Origin of the sequence: Listeria costaricensis (assembly GCF_900183385.1) — a bacterium.
Classification (GTDB): Bacteria; Bacillota; Bacilli; order Lactobacillales; family Listeriaceae; genus Listeria; species Listeria costaricensis.
In genome coordinates, this window is the sequence record NZ_FXUT01000014.1 from 24,648 (window position 1) to 49,301 (window position 24,654).

A 24,654-nucleotide genomic window follows, 5' to 3' on the forward strand; every position below is an offset into this window, starting at 1 on the left:
TGTGAAAAGAAGTTTCAAGAAAGCCACACATGGGATACTTGCTGTAGCTTTATCACTCGGAATCATGGCACCAGTTATCAAGGGAGAAGCTGCACCAGTCAAAGCAGCCGATAACAACGTGCCGATTCAAATTCTTGGCATCAATGATTTCCACGGAGCACTAGAAACCACTTCAAAGGATCCGAGTGGGGCAGCTATCGGTGGTGCTGACTACTTGTCCGCTAACTTGGATCTAGCTGAAAGCCAGTTTACTACAGCAACAGGAGCCTCAGCCAGCAATTCGATCCGTGTGCAGGCAGGTGACATGGTGGGTGCAAGTCCTGCTGTATCAGGTCTGCTGCAAGATGAACCAACCATTAAGGCGCTCGATCAAATGAATTTTAAAATTGGCACACTGGGCAACCATGAATTCGATGAAGGGCTGCCCGAATATAAACGCATTCTAAACGGCGAAAGCACGGACAAATTCGGCCCGATCGTCGAGAACTACCCGCACAAGAAAAGCAATATGAAAATCGTGGCGGCCAATGTTGTCAATAAAGGTACTGACCAAGTGGCAGAAGGCTTTTCACCTTATGTAGTCGAAGAAATCGGCGGCGTGAAAGTCGGCTTTATCGGCATCGTCACAACTGAAATTCCAAATCTGGTACTTGCCAACTATATCAAAGACTATGATTTCCTTGACGAAGCAGAAACTGTAGCTAAATATTCAAAAGTGCTTCGCGATCAAGGTGTGAACGCCATCGTAGTCCTTTCCCACGTTCCAGCACTCTCTTCCGGAAATCCAACAATTGATACGACAAAAACAGATGTTGCTGGTGAAGCAGCCAACATGATGATAAAGGTCAACCAGATCGATCCTGACAACTCAGTCGACCTTGTGCTGGCCGGGCATAACCATCAGTATACAAACGGCGTTGTCGGAACTACTCGCATCGTCCAAAGTTACAATAATGGGAAAGCATTCTCCAATGTGACCGGCGAATTGGACCTGACAACAGGCGATTTCGTCAAGACACCGGATGCGACCATCACTTACAATTACCGCACGGGGACGCCGGATGCTGCCGTTACGGCCATCACGACAGATGCCAAACAGCGCATCGAATCACTTAGTAATGAACCGATCGGCTATACGGATCAGACCGTCATTTCCCGCGATACGAATCCAGAAGGAAAAGCGATCGACGACAAAGAATCGGCACTCGGCAATCTGATCACAGATGCACAGCGCTACATGGCCAATAAAGCGGGCATGAATGTCGACTTTGCCATGACGAACAATGGTGGAATCCGTTCCGACCTGATTACCACACCGATCAACGGTAAAAACACGATCACTTGGGGAAGCGCACAGGCCGTTCAACCATTTGGCAACATTTTGCAAGTCGTTGAAATGAGCGGCGCGGACATTCTGGAAGCACTTAACCAGCAGTATCAAAGCAACCAGACCTACTTCCTGCAAATTTCTGGCTTGAAATACAGCTTTACGGATACCGATGATGCTGACCTTGCCTATCAAGTGGCCAATGTGACGACTGAAGACGGTCAAGCACTCGATCCGGCGAAAACGTACCGCGTTGTCATCAATGACTTCCTATTTGGCGGTGGCGACGGTTTCTCTGCCTTCAAGAAAGCAAACCTTGTTGGCGCGATCGATCCGGATACCGAAACTTTCATCAGCTATATCAAAGATCAAGCTAGTCAAAACAAAGCGATTCATGCAGAAAAAGAAGGTCGCAAAACTTATAAAACTGCCGAAGAACTGGCAGCTGAAAAAGAACAAGCGGCCATCAAAGCCATTCAAGACGCAACAAAAATCAATCCGATTAAAGAAGGCGAAAAAGTGCTAACTGGAACAACCATTCCAAATGCCACTGTTTCCGTTAGCAAAAAAGCCGATACGTCCGCTAAAATGCTTCGTGCAGCAGCAAATCCAGAAGCAACCAGCGATGCAAACGGTCAATTTTCCGTTGATATTTCTTCGCTTGGCTTAGTAAAAGGTGATGAACTGCAAATCACTGTGACAGATGCAGAAGGTTACAGTGCGACATTTGCAGCAACTGTTGCAGCGCCAGCAGAAGAGCAGCCTGGAACTGATGACGGCGAAAACGGCAACGAGAACCCAGCAGCGCCAGACAAAGACAACAACGGCTCAAATGGAAACGGCCTTGAAACAACTGAAAACACCAAAGTGACCGACCAAAAAGCCGACAGCCAGAAACAAGACTTGCCTAAAACGGGTGATCAGTCTGACTTCCCGCTTGTCGCAGGCGGAGTTGCCCTTTCAGCAGCCGCTTATCTGATTTTGCGCCGTAAAGCGTAAAGTCTCCCCTATTTAAATAGAACGGAAATCAAGCGACACCATCTAATCGATGCGCCTCGCTTGGTTTCCGTTTTTATTTGTCGGAAAGCATGGAAAAAGCTGCCAATCGCAAAGGAAAAGCAGCTTTCAATGCTCAAATTTTGTCCCTGAGCGTGCGTATTATCGCGCGCGCTGCACCATTTTACGAATATTGCGCCAGTCGCGGTCGTTTGGATAATAATTAATTTCAATTATTGGAATCAGACCGTTCGTATCAATTGCCCAGTCACTGATAACAAGCTCCACATTATACGCTAGCAAAACTTCCACATTCAACTGGTTTTCATTCATTTCCACGATCTCAACTTGTGACTGAAACCGTGATTTGATCATATTCGTTAAAAAAGCCGTATTGGAAACGCTCAGCTGAGAGGTGACCAGCGTCCTGATTGGCGGGTGTTCCAATTGACGTTCATCAATCAGCCCCTGCCACAATGTGCCCAGCAGAAAAATGAGCGTGTCTATTGAAATTCTCAGTTTTCCAAAGTCACTAGCCTCAGCTGCCGCCTCAATCGCGCTGCAAAAACGCCCGAATTCTTTTCGGAGCTGCCTTGCCACATAGCCCCGTTTTTCCACAATAAAACCATCAATTTCCAGAAAATGCTGACAGTAATTGAAATATTGAAAAAGCTGCCATCTGACCTGATCCTCATTTTCCGGCGCCCACCCGTATTCAGCGATAACTTTTTCTAAAAAAGGGTCTGCCAAAGCCACAATTTCAGGAAGTACCCGCTCATAATAAGCCATACTTTGGTCTATCGCATGCTTATCGCGAAAAGTGACTCCTTGGAGCTGCATTAATTTCATACACAGTCGATCCCACTTTTCGATTTGCAGTCCGGTCATTTGTTCCAATTCCGCGAATCCCTTATGCAGACGAGGTTCATCTAAAATCCGCTCATTTATCTGCAATCCCTCCATCAAGTAGCCTTGCCGAATGCGCTCAAGTCCCACATGGAGCCAGAAATAACGCTCACTTCGATATGGAAAAATAAACTGAAAGCCGGTTGCTTCCTCATTGATTCTCATAAATTGATCGATTTGCGCCCGATCATCCGTTTGAAACGGCCATTCTCCTGGCCCATAGCCACTCCAAAACAGCTGCATGTAAAAATAGCGCACCTGTTGTTCCGGCCCAACAATTGCTACAGGATTGATACTTAAATCCACACCATAAATTTGAAGTCTGCTTTTGACGCGATGAATCAGCCGATACAGCGAAGAGGGACTGATAAACAGCTTATCCGCCCATTCCTCCACCGTTAACTGCTGGTCATAAAAAGTGCCCAGAAGCAGCTGAACAGATGTACTTTTCTTCATAAAAAACTGATATAGCTGATCCAGTTGACTTGTTTCCGGTATTACAAGTCGAATCCCCCACTTTCTTGATGTATCAAGCTCCCAGTTGTCCTGAAGTTCTTTCTGGATAATTGCAATATCATTATTCAAAGTCCGTTTGGAACAGTTGAGTTTTTCCGCCAGCGTCTCCAGCTTGACCCATTCATTATTTTCAATCAGGATCTCTAGCAATTCCATCCGACGGCGAACACTCTTTTCAAGTAATGATCGCATATCCTTGCCCCCATCTATGGATTAATCAAGATAATTATAGCATTTCTTACAAAAAAAATGACGGTGATTGCGCGACTCTATAAAAAAGTGACTCTAGCCTTAGAAATGCACATGACTATTGACTACTCCTTTTTGAGCAAATTCTTCCTCAAGCGGCTGTATACCAAAGTTTGACAAGGGCAAAAGAATTTCGCTATAATAGCAATGTTTCAAGCTGCACATTCGGAGCGTTTCTGAGTATACCAAAACAGCTTTTCAGCCAAGTTATCCGGAAGGCTGTTTTGTTACATTCTGAAACTTCGTGCAAAATATTCACAAAGGGACCATTGATATGACTTTTAATTGGAAAAGAAATCTTTACATTTCATGGCTAGGCTGTTTTTTGACTGGTGTCAGTTTTAATCTGGTCATGCCATTCATTTCGCTGTACATTGTGGACCTCGGCGTAACGGATCATACAGCGCTGAATATCTGGTCGGGGATTGCCATCAGTGCGACGGCTCTGACTTCCGCCATTGTTTCACCAATCTGGGGGAAACTAGCCGACCGGAAAGGACGGCGGCTGATGCTTTTGCGCGCCTCGATCGGGATGACAATCACAATGGGGGCGCTCGGCCTTGTGCAAAACGTGTATCAGCTGGTCATTTTGCGCATGCTAAACGGTCTCTTGTCCGGCTACATTCCTAATGCCACCGCCCTCGTGGCTTCTCAAGTACCGCGAGAAAAAAGCGGCTGGGCACTCGGCTTTTTGTCAACCGGGACGGTAACGGGGACACTGATCGGACCGCTGATTGGCGGCTTTCTGGCTGACGTGCTCGGCTACCGGGCTGTTTTCTTCATCACGGGGATTATTTTATTCCTCACATTCCTTTTGACACTCTTCTATATTAAGGAAGATTTCAAACCGATTCCACGGGAAAAAATACAATCTACTCGGCAAATTTTTGCCAATCTGCCTGCTAAAAATCTCATTCTCGGCTTATTTTTAACCACTTTCATCATCCAAATCGCCAACACCTCGATCAGCCCGATTCTACCGCTCTACATTCGGGATTTGCTGGGCTCATCGAATAATTTATCACTGATCAGCGGGGTGATTACGTCTGCTTCCGGGATTTCCGCGCTGATTTCGTCCCCGTTCCTTGGAAAACTGGGCGACAGGATTGGCAACGAAAAAGTCCTGATTGGCGGGTTACTGGCGGCCGGCATCATTATGGTTCCGATGGCTTGGGTCACCTCGCCTCTCCAACTCGGGATACTGCGCTTTCTGCTCGGCTTCACGACCGGTGCGCTCATGCCTTCGATCAACACACTTATCAACAAAAATTCACCGCGGCATGCGCTCAGCAGTATTTATTCCTACAATCAAAGCTCGCAAAGTCTGGGGAATGTGGCTGGACCGCTCGTCGGCTCGTCCGTTTCGGCGGCATTCGGCTATCCGTATGTGTTCTATATGACGGGTGCTTTTCTGCTGATCAACCTGCTTTTCACCCGCTTTGTTTTCAGCCACGACAAGAAAAATATTCAGGAATAGCCCTCGAACATTTTATGGAAAAATTGGTCGAAGCTTTTAACGACAAAATAGTGCCCACATCGGCGCGCGACCGTTCCCTATAGCCATAAACGGACCAACTTATAGCGGCCCTCTCGATTTTCTGCCAATTCGAGGGAGTCGCTTTTTTTGTTAAAATTTTATGAACAGCTGGAATTCCCACAGCAAGCGGTTTTCTTTTGCCAAATCGTCAGTATTCAAGCCGATTTGACCACTTTGTCGCCAATTTTCTTCATAAAATCGTCATAACTGATTGCTATACTTCTCGTGACACATTGAGGAGGAAGCGGATGAAGAAAAAAACATTCATTTGGTCGGTCATTTTATCCATGCTATTTATCACTGCGGCAGTATCCATTTACGGAAAAGTCAGTACTGCCAATCAGTTGAGCGATGCCGAAATCGCGGTTAATGCCCTTTTTAAAAACGAAAAGCATACCATTCTTTCCAGCAACATCTCAGCAGACAGTATTCAGACTGCCGAGACTGCCGTCAGCAAGCTTTCAGACAGTGAAAACAAGGCCGAGCTGACAAATGATGTTGCGAAAGCGAAAAGCGATTTTTCTGCCAAAACAGAAATCACCACGCTTCTGTCCGGCAGCGACCTTACCACCAAAGATATAAATAACGCGAAAAAGCTGAACGAAACGATCACAGATACGTCACTTCAAAAATCGCTCGCAAAAGAAATTAAACAGGCTCAGAAACAGATTCAGACGAAAAAAAGTGTCCTGCTTGATGTCCCGCTCCTCAATCAAATGGATGCCCCGGTTCTTTACAACGGCTGCGAAGCCACATCCATGGCCATGCTTCTCCAATATGAAGGCTATGATGTTTCAAAAACGGCTATTGCAAATGCCCTGCCAACCGTGCCGCTCGAGTCCAGCGATGGCTATGACGGCAATCCGAATGACGGCTTTGTGGGCGACATTACCGGAGATAGCCCAGGTCTTGGCGTTTATCATGGTCCAATGGCGGAAACGGCGGCTGAATTCACCGATGCAGACAGTGTCCATGACATTACGGGGGCTGATTTGGACGAAATCAAATCCATCCTTTCAGAAGGTCATCCGGTGTGGATCATTACGACAACCAGCTTTGGCGAACCGGCTTCCTGGACAACTTTCCATACGACTTCCGGCGATCTCGACATCACCTATTCCATGCACAGTGTCGTCATTACAGGCTACGATGATGATTACTTTTATATCAATAATCCCTATGGTTACAAAGACCAAGCGATCGACAAAGATCTGTTTGAAGTCGGTTATGAAGCAATGGGACAGCAGGCTATCTATGTAGACTAAATGGCAATTCTATAAAAACACCCCTATTATTTTGTCAATAAGGGTGTTTTAGCTGCTCAGCTCACCAAAACCGATGGGCGTGCAAAAAAAGATTTATATTAAACTTGAGAAAATATGGAATTAGTTTAACAAAGGTTCAACTTTATCAATCGTACACGGCACTAAAAAATTGTATGCAGCTTCTATTTAAAAAGCATCATATTATCAACAACATCGTAACTTTTTGGACTAAAGTTAAAGTGAATTTTTTCCCCCGCTATATTGACCTTTGGATGCACATCTGCCACTGTCATTCCATAATTTCCAAGACCTCTTATATTTTTTAATTCTGGATTTTCTTTCAGATTTAGACTGGTTAATTGATTAAGAGAGACATTAAGATCCACCAGCGCAGGCAATTTGGTTGTGTCTATTTCAGTCAATTTATTATTCGTTACATTTAGAACCTTTAAATTCGGATTATCCATCTTCAAACTATGTAATTCATTATGGACGCAACGAAGCTCCACAAGTTTTTTGTTTTTTGAGACATCCAGCTTTTCTAACAAATTATTGTTGCAGATTAATACCTCTAATTCGGTTAAATGTTCAATCCCGTCCAGCGCCTTAATGTTATCATTGCCGCTTAAAATTAATTTTTTTATTTGCTTCAAATCATCCAGTGACACGACCTCATCTGTATCCATATCCAGCTCTAAAGCAATCGCCATTGCCAGCTCTTCATCTGGAAAAATCACATTAACCGGCGCAGCAATTAGGGCACCTTGATCATCAAAGCGAATCGGTTCGTTTTCCGCTTCTTCCCACATAGCACGGGCGGGTAAAGAAAACGACAGACTTCCGACCGCAATCATAAATACTGCTGCTAGAGCAAGCTTGCCTTTAAGTAATCTTACAAATTTAAAATAACTCAATTCAAATTTCTCCTTTATACATTTTTGCGACTATCAAATATCACTCCCTGTTATTGTATAGGCTTTACTTCCAGAACGTCCTTAACGATTGTTAACTCGCTCAAAATTAACCTTTTTAGATATTAAAAAAACCGCCCTTTCTCCATTTTCAGGAGAAAAAGCGGTCTGTTTCCGTGTTTTTCACTTTTTGTAATACTTTTAAAGCCTGCGGAACGTCTTCCAAATCCCAAACCGGGCAGATAAACGGCGGTGCCACCACAGTATCTGCATGGCTTTCAGGCTTGCGAATCGACACTTCCGGATTTACAAGCCAAATTGAGTCCATTCCCACACGATTTGCACCAATAATATCACTTTCCCATGTATTCCCGATCATGACCGCCTGCTCCGCCACGATTCCCAGCGCATCTAAAACCAGCTCGAAAATTGCCCGATCCGGCTTTTCGGGGCGCCCTTCCTCAAGCTCCGAATTCGACGCATGAACAAAATCAAAATAATCCAGAATGCCCCATCTTGAAAGCAGCTTTCGAACCACTTCCGAATCACTGACCGCCGTATTGCTGAGAATCGCCTGCCGAAAGCCCAATTCCCGAACCTGCTCCAGCACCGCAAGCGCCCCGTCACGCAGCACGACCTCCGGGTATTCCGTCAACGGCTCAAAATCATAACGCGTATGCGGCACCGTGTTGAGCGTCTCCCCCATATCCCAGATGACATATTTTAACATTTTGCACCACCTCATTCTGTGTGAAAATTAGTAGACCCGATACGACTGCCCAGTTTGCGCACCATGGACGCTTTTCTCGAATGCACGCGCCGCCCGATCAGCAGGCACTGGCTCGAAACCTTCAAAAAACGGCTCCAGGCGCCCCCAGGATTCTTCCAGCACGTTCGGACTCACTGTGTTGATGCGAATTCCGCGAGGCATTTCGATGGCCGCCGATTTAGCAAAAGCTGTGACCGCCCCGTTCGCCATCGCCGCCGATGCCCCCTGCCGAATCGGATCCTCCATCATGATCCCCGTTGTCAGGGTGAAACTCCCACCAGCATTCACATAGTCGAGCCCAATCAGCACCAGATTGATTTGCCCGCCAAGTTTGCTCTGAATCGTCTGCTGATTTTTCTCCGGTGTCAATTCGGCGAGCGGTGAAAAGACGGCACTCCCAGTCGCACTGACAACCGCGTCCACTTTGCCGACCTGCTCAAACATTTGACGAATACTATCCACCGATGTAATGTCCACCTGCACATCCCCGCTATGCCGACCAGCCGTGATCACCTCATCTTTTTCTTTCAACCGCTTATAGATGGCACTCCCAAGCGTGCCCGACGCACCTACTAACAATACTTTCATTTCGACACCTCATTTTCTATTTGATAGGGACAGTATAACAAATTTCAACTCGGTCGATCGGTTTCAAGCTCATAGATTTCCGCCAGCTTGCGATGTTGAAAATCCGCCGGAACGCTGCGCATCAAGCTGTTTCGCAAACCGATCAGGAGCGGGTTTCTAATCTGCCCAACGCGGCCGACAAAGCGCGACAGTTTGGCAACCTTGGCGACGCGCTCCCGCCGAACAAAGCTGAGCATTTCAAACGCCTTTTCGACTTGGCTGGTATGAAGCAGCTGTGCCAGCACGAACGCATCTTCCAGCGCCTGATTGCCCCCCTGGCCGGTATTCGGCGTCATGGCGTGTGCCGCGTCGCCAATCAGAGCAACACGGCCGTTCGCATATGTATCAAGCGTCTCGAGCTCGTACAATTTTTCGCGAAGAATGGGCTGATTTTTAGTCAAATGAAGCACTTCCGTCACATCCGGCGGCATCTCCATAAAATGAGCCAGCAAATCCGCCGCCTGATAATCCTCCAAAATCGCACTATTTTTCCGCGCCCTGAGCACAGCAAACCAATATGTCCGCTGACCCGAAAGCGGCACAATCCCTATCCTGCCAGATCTCCCCCAGTATTCCACAAACCTATCAGGCACAACATGTACCGGCTGTTTCGGGATAATACCGCGAAAACAAATACCGCCTGCATAACGAAGCCGATTCTGCTCAAACATTTGCCGCCGAATGACCGAACGCATCCCATCCGCCGCAATCAAGTAGCCCCCGCGCAAATAACCACCCTCTGCAAGTTCAAGCTGCACCCCCTCCTGCGATTGGATTAAATCCATCCCCCGCTGTCCCAGCCGAAGCACCCCCGGCTCCAGCGCTCCGAGCATGATATTTTTTAAATCCGCTTTTGGAAGCGCCCAAATCCGATTATCCCCCGCGGCCTCATGAAATTTCGTAAGCGGCTTACCCTTCCGATCCGCAATAACCAGCCCGTCCCGACTAAATTTTGCGGCCGCTTCAATTTGCTCGCGCAGACCAAGCCGTTCTAAAATACGCATCCCATTCGGCGCTATGGTAATTCCGGTTTCAGGCGTCCTTATCTGCTCATCCGCCTCTAGCAAACAGACCTCCACCTCTTTATTTTGCTGCAGAAAAAGCGCCATTGCCACCCCCGCGATTCCTGCACCATTTATCAAAAAGCGCTCTCCCATTTTCCCAGCCTCCCGTTCATTTCATCTTTAGCTTTATTCCCGCTGAGCTTGGCTTTTAATCTTTTCCACATTGTGGATATCATGTGGATAACTTTTTGATGATTGTGAATTATATTTTTTCACAAGTGTTTGTGAATTTTTCAGTTCCACACAAAACGTGTGGCATAAAAAAAACGACCCCTACTCGGAGCCGTTACATGCTTGTCTTTTTCTTCGCCAAATAAGAATCCCCACCAGCACTAACCATGCAGCAATTGATATGCACCAGCTGATTTGTTGGCAGAGGGTTGTCCGATAGCCGATAACCACCCGGCTTTTCCCACTTGGCACCTGTACAGCAACCGTATCCCGATCGCTTAATAAAACATTCGTATTGTGTTGATTGACAGATACAGTGATCCCTTTATAAAACGGAATGAACGTATTGATGGTAGACGAACGCGTCGCATCTACATCCATAACAAAGTGGTTGCCCATATACCCAGCCTTTATAGATCCATCTGTGAAAAATATTTCTTTCTCATTGATGCTATCCCTCTGAGCATTCATATTATCGGTCAAATAATCATAAATATACATTGATTCCAGCAACGCATCATAATTTTCATCTGAAATACTTTGTTTACCTTGTTCCGGATAATCAATTTGAGCTGTAGCTAAAATCGTTTTTACTTGCCAAAAAGAAAGTATGATTACACTCACTGAAATAAGACTGATCAAACCTTTTCCATATCCATGAACAGATATTTTTGAGAGCAGCTCCCCTGCCACAAACGCCAAACTAACCGAAATAATTCCTATCATTCGCCACACAAACTGGATCTGCGCAAAAAAAGTATCTTGCAACAACGAAAAATCCATACACGTCATAAAAAGCAGCAGAATCACACTTGAGCACAGTAAAGCTTTGCCAAATCGTGACAGCTTCAAGAAACAACATGCACCCACTATGAGCACGAGTAGCATGACGACACCGAGTATATATAAATATTCCCAACCGGCATCATTTGTAAAAGAGGCGGCAATCATTTTACCCAAAGATATTTTGGTATCTTCTAAATTTGGCTGATACGCCGGATGTAACATTCTTCCGCCCATTTGCTCAAGTGCCGGACCTAAGTAAATCAGTGTCAGCACACAGAAAAGCAATACAGAATAAAGTAAACGACGGCACGTTTTCCATGAAGTGACAAAATCTTTTAAGTAAAATAAAAAAAGCAGCAGCAGTAACAGCACTGCCAGCATAATTGAAATCACATGACTATAAGCAATCAGCGTCATTGCCACTCCCAAGATAATAAACGACGGCTGCTTCTTATCAATGATTTTATAAAAGCCATACACGCAAAGCGGCATAAAAGCCATAGCCAGTATTTCACCAACGGCCGCTCTTTGAAACACACACATAATGCGGTAATAGCTGAGCATGTAAATCAGCGCAAACGCCAAACTGCCCCAACGACTTTTCCACATTTTAAGCCCAATGTAGTAGCAGATAAATCCTGTCACCACATTAAGCAGGAGTAGGAACACGTAATAGGCAGTTATTGGCGAAACCACCACAAGCCGGATGATGGCTGCTGGAAAAAATGTGAACATTGGATAAAACGCATCTAGCGGATAGCCAGCGCGCCGAAATGTGTAAAAATCACCATAACTATACGGTTCAAGATGATGCATCAGTTGATACCAGTACTCACAACGAGCCAAATGAAAGTATCTATCATCCCCATAGACCTCTCCCGTACACCAAAATGGCCAAATCATAAGTAATGAAGCAACAATAATCATAAACAACGGAACATATTTGGAAAATTTTTTTACAGTAGGCAATAAAAATACCTCTTTCTCTGATAAAATTTCGCAAAAGTTCCCCATGCCCCGCAGAATATTATATCAATTCCAACTTTATCAAACTATCACTTTTCGTTTTTCATTTGATAGAAAATACTTTCACGGTTGCACATTCGGCCAATTACCCGGGCCACTCCAACTGACTTTCGCGCCCGTATCTGGATGGCAGTAAACCCGCACTCGCCCAAATGCCCCCGTCTCAATCTCATAGTCCCAATCGCCGCGATCTTTTTTCACAGCATATGTCAGCCCGCCAAATTGGGGCGGATTGATCGATCCGATGCTGTACTGCGCTTGCAGAGTTGGAGCCGATAGTGGATACACACGCCAAGTCCCCTGATCAGCTGGGAAGTAGACATATTGATGATGATCCGTATTTACAGCTGGCTTCACAGGCTCACTTGATTTCCTCGAAAATTGAACATACTGCGATTTCCCACTAATCCATTCACCACTTGATACCCGGTACCAGCCATCACGACTTTCATAGACTGAGTGCCCGGATCCCTTGGCTGCCACTCGTGTGATCGCATAAGTCGTCCCGGGACCACTGCGAATATTCATTTCCATCTTTGTTTTCAGTGTGCCGATTGCCTCTGAAAAAGGCGGAATCGTATAGGAGCCGTTAGGAGACCCAGTCGAGGTGCCCGTCATCTTTTGTCGCACATCTTCTTTCAATTTATCCCACTCAGACTGATTTTTCGTGTAGTACCGCGGACAATCTTTGTAGGCAGCACCCACAATATCCGAATGCCGCCACAGGTCATTGTGCGTCAGACCATACTTTTTCAATAGATGGGCCGCAAGCTCCACACAGGCCGCATAATCCGCCTCATAGAATTTACCATTCCAATCAGGGTGCGCATTTTCAATCCCAATCACGCAATTATTCGGATAACTGGACAGCTTATTTAATGCATTTTGTGTATAGCCTTTCGCCGATCCCACCTGATAAGCCATCTCTTGCTCTGGCAGCGCCTGCACGACCGAGCCGTCCGGACTGATACAAAAATGAGCCGAAGCATAAGTCCCGCGCCCATCCTTCAAAGATTCCCAGTAGTTGCGATTCGCCTGCGCTGTCGTCCCCGGATTTCCATACCAGTGGATCACGATTCCCTTGACTTTAATCAGTTTCGTCCCAGGACGCGACCAGTTGTTGAGGGTTAAAAAGTCTTGTTTGATATTCACCATTATTTTTCATCTCCTTTTGGTTTTTCATAATCAAGCGCTTGCCGACTATCTGAAGTATTTGCAGTAGTTGGATCAATAATTAAACCTATTAAAGCAAATATCCCCGTAATAATCGTGATCATTTGTTCAAGCAGGTTACTATAATCCCAGTTAATACCAAACACAATTAAGCTACTTTGAATGATGAAAAAAAGAGTGGCTATCATTGCAACTATCCATACCTTATTTTTAAAGCGCACCTTCCAATTAATTTTCATTTAACCACCTCCCCGCTTAATCTCCTCAACGATTTGCTGAGCGATTTGCGCAGTTGAAAGTTCATTTCTCTCTGTCTCAATAATTGAAATCCGCTTATCGAGATCTGCTTCAACTTTTTGTATATATACGCGAATATCCGCTCGATCTTCTTTACTTTCACGCAAATCATTCTTACTCTCCTGCATATCCTCCCGCAATTGCTGCAGGGTCTGATCCAACGATTGAATCATATTCTTAAGTGGTGCAATTAAGGCAAAACGAATAACAAAGCCAATCACCACACCAACAAACGAAATCAGCGAAATTAATTCACCAACCGTCAAACCTGCAACTTTCAACTTAATCACCTACTAACCACCAACAAGCGTAACGAATATTACTAAAATACACGCTACGCTCAGTCATAACTAATTCGCCTTAAATCGAGTCTTTCTTCTACTCAGCCAGATATCCCAGACCTTTTTCAACTAAAAGCTGTTTTACTCTTTCTTGTTCTCCTACAGGCACATCTTTAAAAGCTTTCTTTTTCGCAATGATCAAATTTACATAAATTTTTTCCATTATTGTCACTCTCCTATAGATTTGATTCGTACATAGCTACCATGGCCATTTGCGTGTCGAGAAGCTGCTGTTCAAGTGCTGCTTTTTCCTCAGAAAGTTGAACGATAGCCTCCTGCATATCTTGCATTTGTTCCCCCATGCTCGGCTGTGCATCTTGTCTATTCTGTACTTTTTCTAATGCTGTCTTTTTAGACATATCAAGAACTGCCTTACCATCTTCTACCTTCACACAGAAAAATAGGTTGCTAAGCGATTCATCAGCTTCAACTTTCTGTGTATTTGGTTGCTCACTTTCACTCCAGCCATCAATAAATCCTTCATCGTTAACCGTAACAAAATAATTCTTCATAATACTGCTTCCACCTTTCGCATTACCGCACTATTATTCGGACTTTCATTGTTAACATCCGCCCCAGTAATCGTCGTATTACTAATGTATACATATTTGTAAATATCCACACCATCCATTTTCATAATGATCGAATGCCCACCATTCTGACCAGATGTAACAACTTGTGTATAAAAATAGTAATCTTTTGCTTCACCGCCGCTATATTTAGACCAGTAAATGATCCAGGCTTTACAGTCAGATAGCGGGACAGAAGGAGTAACTACCTTGCCAGCATCCATGTGGTAGCCACCTGCCCAAGCGACTACATTTTTATTCACGGTTGAGTCATCTACCCAAGCTGACCACGTATTTTTCGATCCATCTCGATTAGATACCCACATGCTTGTCCCACTCCAAGGGCGCCATGTTGCTTTTGCATAACCGCCAGCTCGATATTCCACATCCAACCAACCTGCGCCGCCCGCAGGAGCGTTCGCGGCGGAAGTAACATAAACAGATTCTGACCTCGTCACGTGCTTGTCTAAGTTTACCAAATCATAGCCAGAGGCAAGCGGCCGCATACCAGTCAAATCCAACGAGGTTAACGTTGTAAGCTGACTTGTGTTTGTAATGCTTTCCCAGCCCGTAAAGTTGTTGGCACTTGTCATGTAGTTCGTATAGATCTCATTTTTGTCGTTTATGGAATAAACCCAGCCAATATCTTTACTCGTCTTATTGATTAGCCCTCTTGTCGCTCTCGTCGTTGGCGCTCCGGCTGTATTCGATGGGCAATAGAAAGTATACAGGCCTTGCGTAGCTTTTCCAATTTCGTCCAGCAAATTTTTCCCGCCGCCAGATAAATTAATTGCAGGCCCCCCTGTTGGCACGGTGATTGCTTGTTTTTGCCAACTATCCGCACCGACTAATCCTTCCACATGTGTTTCTGGATAAAATGGTGTCAATGTACCGTCCGTGTTTTTTTCAGACATTCTTACAATTTTTGTCATTCCTTAAACCTCCTTGACTGTTTCCAGCTTGATTTGGGCATTTGCAGAAAGAGCTGTGTGAATTAGTTCTTCCGCCCGTTCTTCGGTAATGCCAGTCGTGCTACCAAGCCCATCTAATTTCGCCTTGTCAGCCGCCGTCATGAATCCAGCGACTTTTGTTGTGGCGGCTGAATGGCTATGCGTTGCTGCCGCCGCCCCAACGTCTGAGGCCTCAAGCTCTACTGCGCCTGTCTTATGGTTCACACTTGTCACGCCGACTGGGATCTGCCCACTTACATATGAGCCTAGCCCAACGACGCCTTCCGCATGCACTTCTGGATAAAACTGTTCTACCGTGCCGTCTGTTTTTGTTTCCAACATTTTTTTAATTTTCGTCATTTGTCTTCCTCCTAACTCGCCGTTCTGCCTGTCTCTTCGTAACGATAGCGCTCATTCGGTCCGAGTTTGGCCAGCACAAGGCTTGTGATTTCGCCGGTATATGCAACTTCGCTTAGCTGGGTCAGCTGAATGGGTGCCGTTTTATCGGAGCTCGATACATTTAAAAGGCATACCGTCTGCCGGTCGATGATCTCTTTATAAGTCCACACGCCTAAATCCTGCGACGCCATTGTCATGATCTCGCTCAGGTCGGTGTGAATCGTGCTGTGCTTTTCAGCGGCTTCCTGTTCTGCATTCAGCCGTGTCCGCAGGGTTGGGTAAATTTTACCGTGACGGTCCGCCCGGGCATCAACCGTTTCCGATGGCTGCTCCACTCCAGCGATCAGATTGTCGACCCGGCCGTTCAATTCGTCCCGCGTATCCGCCAGATCAGCCGCAAGCTTCGCGTCCTGCTGGTCGACATAGTGGTAGATCGTCCGCAGGCCCGTCTCGATTTCGCCCGACCAGTCGCTGATTTTCTGCCAGTTTTCGTTGGTCTTATTGCGGAATTCCCGCCCCTGAAGAAGCATGTCCCATAGCCATAAATCCAATTTCATTTCGTTTGCACCTCCTCATTCCGCTGCCGGAACCGCTTCAAGTTTGCCATCATCAGTGACCTGCAATTTGAAGCGCTGCCCGTTCGGCGAAACCAGAATTGCCTCCTGCTTCGCGTCCCAGCGGTTCTTTTCTTCCGCAGTCACATTATTGCGCTCTGCCCCGGCCTGAATGCCGTCTAGTTTCACTTTGTCAGCCGCTTGCAACAGCCCGTCAGCCTGACTCGATGCCACCTGCAAGCCTTCCACTGCCGCCAGATGTGTCTTAGGATAGAACACCACTTGTTCCGCGTCTTTTAAAATCCGGATTTCCGTCAATGAACCTCACCTACCACTTCCGTTAGAATGCGGGAATCATACGCCTCAGCAGCCGTCCGGGAGATCGACCGAATCCGTTCCGTACTTTTGGCCGCTTCTGAAACAGCCGTCGTCACACGTTTGGCCATTTGCGACTGCAAGCGCACCATGTCCCGCCGCGTATTGCTGAAACCAATTTCCTGCGGCTTGAGGCTCCACGGGTGCGGACTCTTGATTCGCGTCACATGAACCTCCGTCTCAAATCCCATCGGCTCGTGAATGAAATACCAGATGTCCCGCTCACTGACCGGCTCGTCTCCACGATAAGTCAGCGTAAGTGACGTGTCCGGCACATCCATCAGCTCACCTTTGGCAAATTCGAGCAGCTCCTTTGTGGTCGTGATTTTATCATTCGACTTGGCCGCCGCCATCCGCTTGCCGTATTTTTCGGCATTTGGCGACATGTAGGTCACAACCGCTGTATATTTATTGTCTCCGCTGTATTTATCCGGCTCGTCCTTCTGCTTTCCGTAACATTTGATGTAGGTTTTCAGCGTGTCGGTATTCACATCGACCGTGACATCCTCCGTATTGTACAGATAGCGCAGCTGCTTTTCCGTTCGCCGGTACCAGTTGGCCTCATCATAAAACAGCAATTTCTTATTATCCGCAAAGAAAATCGCGCCAAAACTGTCCACACAGAGATTGATCAACTCCAGCCCGTTTTTGTCCCCAAGATTCTCCAGCTTGGCCATTCCAAAACTGCCAATTACCTGAAAAGAAAAACCGAGTTCATTGCCATTTAGCGCGAATTCCAACACACTTTGAAGCGAATAGGTTTTCTCGCCATCTTGAACGGCATACTGCATGTGATCCTGGATCGTATAGGAAATATGATGCGCGGTGATCTCCTTGGAAAAGACCGCTCCAACCACTTTAGGCGTACACTTCTTCACAACGAACTGCTGCCCCTGATAAATCACAGTCGCCTCATTTTCCAGAAGTTCAAAGGAGAACGCATTTTGCTCCGTGCGCCGAATCGAAAAACTGATCGTCCGACTTGTATTTCGCTCGTAGCTGTAGCTGAAAGAATCATAGTTAACGCTTGTCAAAATTTCTTCAAACGCGCCATCAATGCTTCTTACAATCAAATAATCCATCCTTCTCCCTCCTTACCTGTAAATGAACGGGAATGCGAACGCAATGCGCTGTTCTTCAAGCCCCGTGAGTTCAAACTGATTCCAGCCTTTTTCAAGTTGGATGACACCATGATTACTGTCTTTGCCGCAACGATCATCATTTAAATACGGATAAATGCCGTCAATCACCAGTCGATCACTGTGCCGCAAGTCGCGATTTAGCGCAAAGCTGCTGCCATTCGTTTTATTGGTGAGCGTCGGACAACCTTTTCCAGAAATGGCAATCGTCAGTTCATGGCGCATTAGCGGATCAATCCGGTCACTCGAGGCGTTATACACCCGAAACAGCGCGTCTGAAAATGTATAGCGCAGATCTTCCGGATTCACAAGTCCATTGCCAATCTGCCATAGCTCCGTTTCAAAAGTCAGCGGATCAAGCGTTGTCCCGCGCGACTCTCCGTATCCTTTAAAGCAGTCGAATTCCAAAGTGAACAGTGCCACCCGTTCTGACTGCCGGTCAAAATCAAACGGCTTGGGGAAAACATGATAGCGGATCCCCGGCATCGTTTCGCTCCAAATATAGTAACTTTCTCGTTGAAACAAGAACTGATAAAGCTCTCGCGCAACTAAATGATAATCAGAAATGTCGAGCGCCTGTAAATAAGCAGTTACTTGGATTGTAAACGGCTGAAAACTGACCGTGTGGGGAATCACGCCATCTGTTCCTGTAATTTTTTCACTGTCGATCTCTATTTGCGGACTTTTCCGAATCACTTCCTGTATAAAAACTCCCGGAAAGTGCTCGCTAAGAGAAATTGACTTCCCGTTCATTTCGATAAATAAATCATGCATCAGTAAACGGCACCTCCCAAGGAATAATTGTATTGATCAAAGTCTGTTGCCTGATTGCGGCTCACAACGTCGGAAATCACTTTGTCGTCCATTGTGATGACCGTATCTTTCCGCAGCAGCCGTTCAAGCAGCGTTTCCACGCGAGAAAGATCTGTCGTTTGACCATAGATGACCGCGCGACCGCTCTGCTTGGCACTTTCTTTCGCATATTTCATCGTCGCATCATGCGGAATCACCTGTGAACCAGAAGGAAGAATGACCATCTCGCCGCGGCCGCCTTCATTCATTCTGGCCATACCGCCTTGGAAATTATACGTCCCGGATTGAAGCTGCGGAATTTTCTTGATTTCCACTCCCGGAATCTTATTAATCAGCCCGATCGCCGAATTAATCCCGCCAATCACGCCGTTAATAAAGCCCTTAATCGTCCCAACGAGCGATTCGACAGCACCTTTGATTCCGTCAAAAATATTGCTGACAAAATCCGTCAAACCATTCCAAGCCCCCTTGATCGCATCAAAAACGCCCACAATGATCCCCTTGACACCATTAAAAACACTCGATACCGTGTTGGAAATCCCCGTAATAATTCCTTTGATTGCATTTACAATCCCTGTAATCACGCTGAGAATCCCATTCCAAATCGTGCCGACCACATTTGCCACTGCCTGAAAAACCATCCCGATAACCGCTCCGACTTGCTGGAAGATTCCGCCAATCGTTGCAATGATCGGTTGCAGAATCGACATCACCGTACTGATCACCTGCGCGATGAAACCAATGATCGACCCAATCACCGAGGCAATCGTCTGCGCAATAATGACCACATAATTGATGATCGTCATAATCACCGACACAATCACATTGATAACCGTCATAATAATTGGAATCACTTGTGAAATCGCCGTGATAATCGTTGTCACCACTTGGATAACCACCGTCACAATTTTCATGATGATCGGCAGGAGCATTTGAATGACGCTCATAATCCCTTGAATAATGGTCATGATCGGCGGAAGAAGTGCCGTCACCAGATTCGACACCACTTGAACGATCTGCATGATCACCGGCATCAGCGCCGCAATCAGCATTTGCACGAACGGCATGACGGCGGCCATCAACTGACCGAAAAACGCGATAAACTGCATGACAATTGGCATAATGGCCGCTGCTATTTGACTGAACAGCTGCACAATCTGCATAATGATCGGCATGAGCGCTTGAAAAAGCTGCGCAAATAATTGACCAACCTGCGTCACAACTGACATGACAGAATTACGAAACGACTCGTTTGTCGACATTAAATAAACAAAAGCCGCAACTAGTGCTGCAATCCCAGCAATAATCAGCATCATTGGGATATTGATCGCACTAAAAACACGTCCGATTCCTGAAAAAGACGGAATCAATCCTTTTGCCGCAGTCCCAACGCCCATCAGTGCCGGTCCAATCGCCTTCATGCCTGTCATCAAAGAGCCAACAGCCGTAATTGTACCGCCAAAGCTTCCGGCTATTCCAGAAAGTGAAGAAAACATGCCCGCAACGCCGCTCAAGGCTTGTCCTAATCCGCCCGTCCCAGATTGAATTCCAGCGAACGCCATCAAAGAATTGTCTTTTAGTGACTGGAAACTTTCTCCCATTACGCCTACATTTGAACCGATATCCGCTAACGGGCCTGATACACCGCCCACTGCGCCGCCCAGCGAACTAAGCGAGCCATTTAATTCGGAAAATTTCCCCTGTGCCTCACCTACGCGGGTTTTGACTCCCGAAAGCATCATATCCAGTTTCTCAACTAATTGCTGAGCAAGCGACGTATCCACCTGAACACTCATTTTTTGACTATCTGCCATCTATTTCCCTCCTTTCCTCTTTCGTTTTCGGTCGGCGAAGACCGTTTGCCTGGTAAATGCGCTCGATCCACCGCTTGCCTTCTCTGGCTTCGTTTTCCTCGATCGCCTGACGAGCATCTTGGTTGTAATTCGCATCCGCCTTCTGCTGCCGTTTCTTATGCAGCTCGATAAAACGGGAATTTTTCTTGCGGTTGACATTGAGCTCCGCATTTAAGACCGCATTGCGTATCATCGTCGACTCAAAAATGATTTTATTTTCCCATTCCTTTAGAATGAAATGCTTCTCTAGTTCTGTTAAACCGTCGAATTCCTGTTTAGACATATGAAAATTGACAACGAAAAAGGCCATTTGCTGCACATCACTGAATTTTGCTGCTTCCGGCGCCGGTTCTTCTGCTTCGTCACTGCCCAAATAGTCAAATTCGATCAGTTTTAACGGAACAAAAAACCCATATCTTCCTGCATTTTCTCAATTACAGCCACATTGATTGAAATAAGGCCCAAATCCTCGACCAGTTTGTCAAAAATAGCCAACGCTTCTTTTTGTTTGACTGCCACCAAGCCTTTTTCTTCAACCAGTCCTGCGACGAATAAAGACTCCACCATCTGATAGCTCAAAATGCCTTTATTGGCAGTCATGGCAGAAACCACACTGGCACCAGTCGTCAGCTCCACCGTTTTGATTTTTTGTTTATTAAAACGCAAAGTGTACGTCGTATCATTCAATTCAAACATCTAACATTCCTCCGATTTAGAAAGCCGCAGCAAAGGCGGCTTCAAGATTTAATCACGATCAATTATGCTTCTGGTGTTGGTGCTGGCGTTGGTGTCGGTTCAGCCTCGCCCGGCATTTGGTCGCCACCTTCTGTAATAGTCAGATCGACAAGTGCTCCCATGCCGTCCAGCTTGATCGAATAGGTCATCGCCTCGTCAAACGGCGCTTCAAAACTGTAGTCCGCTACAATCGCCAAGCCGCCAAACAAGCCTTTTTTGGAGACCTGATTGATCACTTTCACGCAGACCGGCGCATCACTTTCGAAATATTTCGCCAATTCCTGATGAGACTCAGCATCAAAAACATATAAGCCATCATTTTCGATTGACCATTCTTTCATGCCGCCGATTTTGGATTTCCAACCGCCAACTGTGTCCTTGGAAGTGATCTCGATGCTATCTTTGGAACGATTGACCGTTAGTCCTTGCTGTCCCGCCACAGCCAGTAGCTTGTCACCCGCCGCATTAAAGACTGCTAATAGAACATCTTTCCCCGCAACCGCTTTTGCCGCGCCGGGTGTGTAGTCACAATACAAATTATTTTCAAATGCCATCAATAATTCCTCCTAAAAGTTCATTTTATCGCCGTGCAAAATGACTGTTTCAAAGCCGATTTTGGCATGAAACTGATCTTCCGCCAGCATTTCCATTTTTTGCTTGCCCGCTCCTGCTTGCCGCTCGATGTCGTAGCCGGGTGGCAGGGCAATTTTTGTCCGAAGACTGACTTCTGCCTGCTCTATCATTGCGTAGAGTACGGCTTTTGTTGGTGCATAAGCGTGGATAAAATAGCGATAAGCCGTTTTCCATGCTGTCTTGCTGTCTACATCTTCCTGCTCGTCGGTTTCTAAGGCAAAATAAGCACCTTCTCCACGAAGCGGCAAGAAGTCGAGACACGGATAGTCCGTTTGTTCTTCGATGCGTACGACTGTTTCTTGAACAATGTAAGTAAAACTAAGTCGCTCTAACACTATGTCACATCCTTTAATGCATAAATTCAAATACCCGCAGCTTCTGTTTTTCAGCCATTCGTAATCCTTTATCTGAAGGGCAAAAGATGCGATATTCAACTTGTGAAAATTTGGAACGCGCTCCCAGCCAGCTTTTTTTGTCATCAGGCATTGGACAATTAACTTATATTTATATATTAACTTACTATATAAAAGCAAAAAGATCATAAAAGTATCATGCTTGCTTCAAAACAACAATCTCCAACAGGGCTGCCACTTCGATGACCGCCTTTTTCTTCAAACGTTTAAATTGCGCAATTTCGTATGGCAAATCATACATAACAGCAATATCTTGTTTCTTATAGAAAAAACTTTTGATGATGATTTCGCGAAACAAAGGATCCAACTGGTTGATAGTTCTGCCTAAGCCAAATGGGTCGCAGCCGTCATCTGCAAGTTGATAGTCACTCAAAACGGCCGGCCATTTGTCGAATTTTTCATATTTCCGCTGCAACTGATAGCTTTCGATAAGTCGCTTGAAAGCCCTGACTGTTGGCATATACTGAATATCCGCCACGTTTGGCAGTAGCTGTTCCATTCTTCTTTTACCTCCTTAGAAGCCGCAAACAAAGGCAACTCCTTTCCAAACTAACACAACCAAAAGTGCCATAAAGCTGATAACTAATGCACTGAAAAGTACCGCCGATATCATTTCTAACGCCCTCATGCCGTCACCCCTTTCACCCATTATGTGTTTCATTGATTATATAAGCCGCATAACGATTTTCAATCTCCCGCAGCGGCAGCTCACGGATCGTCTGCAAATCAACTTCCAAATAATGGCTCAGCGACTCAGCCATCACCGCTTTGTCAGGCGATTCTCCAACAAGTCCGTTTTTCTTTTTCCATAAATAAAAAGTACGCCTTGAAACATGCAAATATTCATAGATTTCTCGATCACAAGCTTTTTCCCGCATCAGCCAATATTTCTCTTTTGTAAAAAGCAGCAGTTTTTGCTCTGGTGTCAGCGGCAAGCCTTTCAGTTGATCGCCCAGCGCTTCATAAAATTCTAGCTGCTTCATCATCCGCCGCTTCTCCATCGTATTGTCTGTCTCTTCCATTGCATGCAAAAGCTTGAATTGATTTTCTCGTAATTGTTCACGTGTCAGCAATCTTCCCTGCCTCCTTTTGTCACCAATTCGGTGCGTATAATGCTAAAAAAATGCACTGTTCCGAAGTACACACCAGAAAAAGCGCCAAATAAACAATATTTATTGTTTGTAAATGAATTATAGCACCATTATGGTTACATGTAAACAAAATGATGCAAGCAGGATCATTTAGTTCCAAAAAGGTAACATTCGTGCTATACTGTCACTAACCATAAAGAAGGAGAACGGAATTATGGAATTAAACAAATTTGTAGGGAATAAAATACGTGAATACCGGGAAGAAGTGGGAATCAGTCAGGAGACACTTGCGGCGCGTCTTAGAACAACCAGACAGACCATCAGCCGTTATGAGACAGGCGAAAGAAAAGCCAACCAAGATGTGCTTTACCAGCTGGCCCAGATTTTCAACAAACAGATTGACGCTTTTTTTCCACCAAGAAGTACAGACGATTCCAAGAACGAGCGCCTCATGACAATTGCAGCACATTTAGACGATGATGTGACGGATGAGGAAATGCGCGAAATCCTGAACTATATTGATTTTAAAAAACTCCAACGCAAGGAGTGACAGATGTGTATGACGATTTGATGAATGAATACGGAGATAAAGTGCCGATTAAAGAAGAAAAAATGCCGGCCAAACTCCCGGGTCTTTTTCTCGACGGGATGATTTTTATCGATCAGCAAAGAAGTGCTGCTGAAAAAAGCGGCATCCTGATTGAAGAATTAATGCACTGGAAATATTCAGTTGGGAATATCTTTTCACTCGACAACATGGCCAATATCAAACAAGAAAATTTCGCCCGAAAGCGTGGCTACGAGGAATTGGTCTCCATAGAGGATATCATTACTTGCTTCTATGCCAATATGCGGGAATATTTTGAAGTAGCCGAATATCTCGGTGTGACAGAAGAATTTTTACGGAAGACGGTCTCCCACTATAAAGAAAAGTTCGGCCCAATGTATCACCATGGCCGTTATATCATTAATTTTGGCAATACAATCGATGTATATAAGAAATATTGATGCTGCAAAATGACAAATCAGACTCATTTTGCAGTTTTTTTGATGAGATAAATCTAACTTAATAAATAACTCGTTTAGTTTTCAGATGATACTACAACACTTAAAAAACCTAAAATTTATTAAATGTGTCTATTTTGTTACGTTTTCAATTTTATCTGCAT

At 45.5% G+C, this 24,654-nt stretch carries 28 protein-coding genes and 1 pseudogene; 5 read left to right on the plus strand and 24 right to left on the minus strand.

Annotation, left to right across the window (positions count from 1 at the left end; genetic code table 11):
* The first annotated feature begins 1 nt into the window (after position 1).
* Entirely contained in the window at positions 2-2,326 is a 2,325-nt protein-coding gene (locus CS921_RS11650; RefSeq protein ID WP_420843756.1) for a 5'-nucleotidase C-terminal domain-containing protein, read from the plus strand.
* Between the two features lie 159 nt (positions 2,327-2,485).
* On the opposite strand, the gene CS921_RS11655 is transcribed toward CS921_RS11650, so the two are convergent.
* Complete coding sequence (locus CS921_RS11655) at positions 2,486-3,937, minus strand: AcpB/EbpR/MafR family transcriptional regulator (RefSeq protein ID WP_099224091.1); 1,452 nt, start codon at positions 3,935-3,937, stop codon at positions 2,486-2,488.
* Positions 3,938-4,268: 331 nt separating this feature from the next.
* On the opposite strand from CS921_RS11655, the gene CS921_RS11660 reads away from it, so the two are divergent.
* Positions 4,269-5,471 carry a multidrug efflux MFS transporter gene (locus tag CS921_RS11660; protein ID WP_099224093.1) on the plus strand — a complete coding sequence of 401 codons (1,203 nt, stop codon included), beginning with the start codon at positions 4,269-4,271 and terminating at the stop codon, positions 5,469-5,471.
* Between the two features lie 308 nt (positions 5,472-5,779).
* Complete coding sequence (locus CS921_RS11665; RefSeq protein WP_099224095.1) at positions 5,780-6,796, plus strand: C39 family peptidase; 1,017 nt, start codon at positions 5,780-5,782, stop codon at positions 6,794-6,796.
* A gap of 182 nt (positions 6,797-6,978) precedes the next feature.
* Here CS921_RS11665 and CS921_RS11670 read toward each other — a convergent pair whose 3' ends face one another.
* The 23 genes and pseudogenes from CS921_RS11670 to CS921_RS11775 all read right to left on the minus strand — a co-directional run bounded on the left by CS921_RS11670 (position 6,979) and on the right by CS921_RS11775 (position 23,467).
* Positions 6,979-7,710, minus strand: a complete 732-nt coding sequence (locus CS921_RS11670) for a leucine-rich repeat domain-containing protein (protein WP_099224097.1) — start codon at positions 7,708-7,710, stop codon at positions 6,979-6,981.
* Positions 7,711-7,858: 148 nt separating this feature from the next.
* Positions 7,859-8,437, minus strand: a complete 579-nt coding sequence (locus CS921_RS11675) for an HAD family hydrolase (protein ID WP_099224099.1) — start codon at positions 8,435-8,437, stop codon at positions 7,859-7,861.
* A 27-nt stretch (positions 8,438-8,464) separates the two neighbouring features.
* The gene (locus CS921_RS11680; RefSeq protein WP_099224101.1) at positions 8,465-9,064 is read right to left on the minus strand and encodes a short chain dehydrogenase; all 600 of its coding nucleotides are present in this window, start codon (positions 9,062-9,064) and stop codon (positions 8,465-8,467) included.
* Between the two features lie 44 nt (positions 9,065-9,108).
* Positions 9,109-10,260: an FAD-dependent monooxygenase gene (locus CS921_RS11685; RefSeq protein ID WP_099224104.1), complete on the minus strand. Its 1,152-nt coding sequence runs from the start codon at positions 10,258-10,260 to the stop codon at positions 9,109-9,111.
* Between the two features lie 180 nt (positions 10,261-10,440).
* The gene (locus tag CS921_RS11690; RefSeq protein WP_099224106.1) at positions 10,441-12,093 is read right to left on the minus strand and encodes a 6-pyruvoyl-tetrahydropterin synthase-related protein; all 1,653 of its coding nucleotides are present in this window, start codon (positions 12,091-12,093) and stop codon (positions 10,441-10,443) included.
* A 120-nt stretch (positions 12,094-12,213) separates the two neighbouring features.
* Entirely contained in the window at positions 12,214-13,305 is a 1,092-nt protein-coding gene (locus tag CS921_RS11695) for an N-acetylmuramoyl-L-alanine amidase (RefSeq protein ID WP_099224108.1), read from the minus strand.
* A complete protein-coding gene (locus CS921_RS11700; RefSeq protein WP_099224110.1) occupies positions 13,305-13,562 on the minus strand; it encodes a phage holin in 258 nt (85 codons plus the stop codon). Before CS921_RS11700 ends, CS921_RS11695 begins: the two co-directional genes overlap by 1 nt.
* Positions 13,563-13,910: a hypothetical protein gene (locus CS921_RS11705; protein ID WP_099224112.1), complete on the minus strand. Its 348-nt coding sequence runs from the start codon at positions 13,908-13,910 to the stop codon at positions 13,563-13,565.
* An 88-nt stretch (positions 13,911-13,998) separates the two neighbouring features.
* The gene (locus CS921_RS15800; protein WP_276108137.1) at positions 13,999-14,124 is read right to left on the minus strand and encodes a CD1375 family protein; all 126 of its coding nucleotides are present in this window, start codon (positions 14,122-14,124) and stop codon (positions 13,999-14,001) included.
* Between the two features lie 13 nt (positions 14,125-14,137).
* Entirely contained in the window at positions 14,138-14,473 is a 336-nt protein-coding gene (locus CS921_RS11710; protein ID WP_099224114.1) for a hypothetical protein, read from the minus strand.
* Between the two features lie 898 nt (positions 14,474-15,371).
* A pseudogene (locus CS921_RS15735) lies at positions 15,372-15,462 on the minus strand (hypothetical protein); the annotation flags it as partial.
* A 3-nt stretch (positions 15,463-15,465) separates the two neighbouring features.
* Positions 15,466-15,840, minus strand: a complete 375-nt coding sequence (locus CS921_RS15875) for a hypothetical protein (protein ID WP_121497044.1) — start codon at positions 15,838-15,840, stop codon at positions 15,466-15,468.
* A gap of 11 nt (positions 15,841-15,851) precedes the next feature.
* Positions 15,852-16,436, minus strand: a complete 585-nt coding sequence (locus CS921_RS11725; RefSeq protein ID WP_099224116.1) for an alpha-amylase — start codon at positions 16,434-16,436, stop codon at positions 15,852-15,854.
* Between the two features lie 15 nt (positions 16,437-16,451).
* Positions 16,452-16,751, minus strand: coding sequence for a CCA-adding enzyme (locus tag CS921_RS11730; RefSeq protein WP_240422353.1), 300 nt, complete (start codon positions 16,749-16,751; stop codon positions 16,452-16,454).
* A complete protein-coding gene (locus CS921_RS11735; RefSeq protein WP_099224118.1) occupies positions 16,748-17,890 on the minus strand; it encodes a phage tail protein in 1,143 nt (380 codons plus the stop codon). The genes CS921_RS11730 and CS921_RS11735 overlap by 4 nt, the downstream gene beginning before the upstream one ends.
* Positions 17,891-17,902: 12 nt before the next feature.
* Positions 17,903-18,721 carry a phage tail family protein gene (locus CS921_RS11740; RefSeq protein WP_099224120.1) on the minus strand — a complete coding sequence of 273 codons (819 nt, stop codon included), beginning with the start codon at positions 18,719-18,721 and terminating at the stop codon, positions 17,903-17,905.
* Entirely contained in the window at positions 18,721-20,574 is a 1,854-nt protein-coding gene (locus CS921_RS11745; RefSeq protein ID WP_099224122.1) for a phage tail protein, read from the minus strand. The genes CS921_RS11740 and CS921_RS11745 overlap by 1 nt, the downstream gene beginning before the upstream one ends.
* Positions 20,564-20,896: a phenylalanine racemase gene (locus tag CS921_RS11750; protein WP_240422357.1), complete on the minus strand. Its 333-nt coding sequence runs from the start codon at positions 20,894-20,896 to the stop codon at positions 20,564-20,566. Before CS921_RS11750 ends, CS921_RS11745 begins: the two co-directional genes overlap by 11 nt.
* Positions 20,897-21,006: 110 nt before the next feature.
* Positions 21,007-21,309, minus strand: coding sequence for a segregation and condensation protein B (locus CS921_RS11755; RefSeq protein ID WP_099224123.1), 303 nt, complete (start codon positions 21,307-21,309; stop codon positions 21,007-21,009).
* 62 nt (positions 21,310-21,371) lie between these two features.
* Entirely contained in the window at positions 21,372-21,902 is a 531-nt protein-coding gene (gene lmaA / locus CS921_RS11760) for a protein LmaA (protein ID WP_099224124.1), read from the minus strand.
* A gap of 12 nt (positions 21,903-21,914) precedes the next feature.
* Positions 21,915-22,316, minus strand: a complete 402-nt coding sequence (locus CS921_RS11765) for a DUF5072 family protein (RefSeq protein WP_099224125.1) — start codon at positions 22,314-22,316, stop codon at positions 21,915-21,917.
* A gap of 214 nt (positions 22,317-22,530) precedes the next feature.
* Positions 22,531-22,893: an ArpU family phage packaging/lysis transcriptional regulator gene (locus CS921_RS11770; protein ID WP_099224126.1), complete on the minus strand. Its 363-nt coding sequence runs from the start codon at positions 22,891-22,893 to the stop codon at positions 22,531-22,533.
* Between the two features lie 142 nt (positions 22,894-23,035).
* Positions 23,036-23,467 (minus strand): hypothetical protein, encoded by a 432-nt coding sequence (locus tag CS921_RS11775; RefSeq protein ID WP_099224127.1) that lies wholly within the window; start codon positions 23,465-23,467, stop codon positions 23,036-23,038.
* Positions 23,468-23,699: 232 nt separating this feature from the next.
* Here CS921_RS11775 and CS921_RS11780 point away from each other — a divergent pair, with 232 nt between their 5' ends.
* Both CS921_RS11780 and CS921_RS11785 read left to right on the plus strand, forming a co-directional pair.
* Positions 23,700-24,035, plus strand: a complete 336-nt coding sequence (locus CS921_RS11780) for a helix-turn-helix transcriptional regulator (RefSeq protein ID WP_099224128.1) — start codon at positions 23,700-23,702, stop codon at positions 24,033-24,035.
* Between the two features lie 5 nt (positions 24,036-24,040).
* Positions 24,041-24,493, plus strand: coding sequence for an ImmA/IrrE family metallo-endopeptidase (locus CS921_RS11785; RefSeq protein WP_099224129.1), 453 nt, complete (start codon positions 24,041-24,043; stop codon positions 24,491-24,493).
* Positions 24,494-24,654 lie beyond the last annotated feature (161 nt).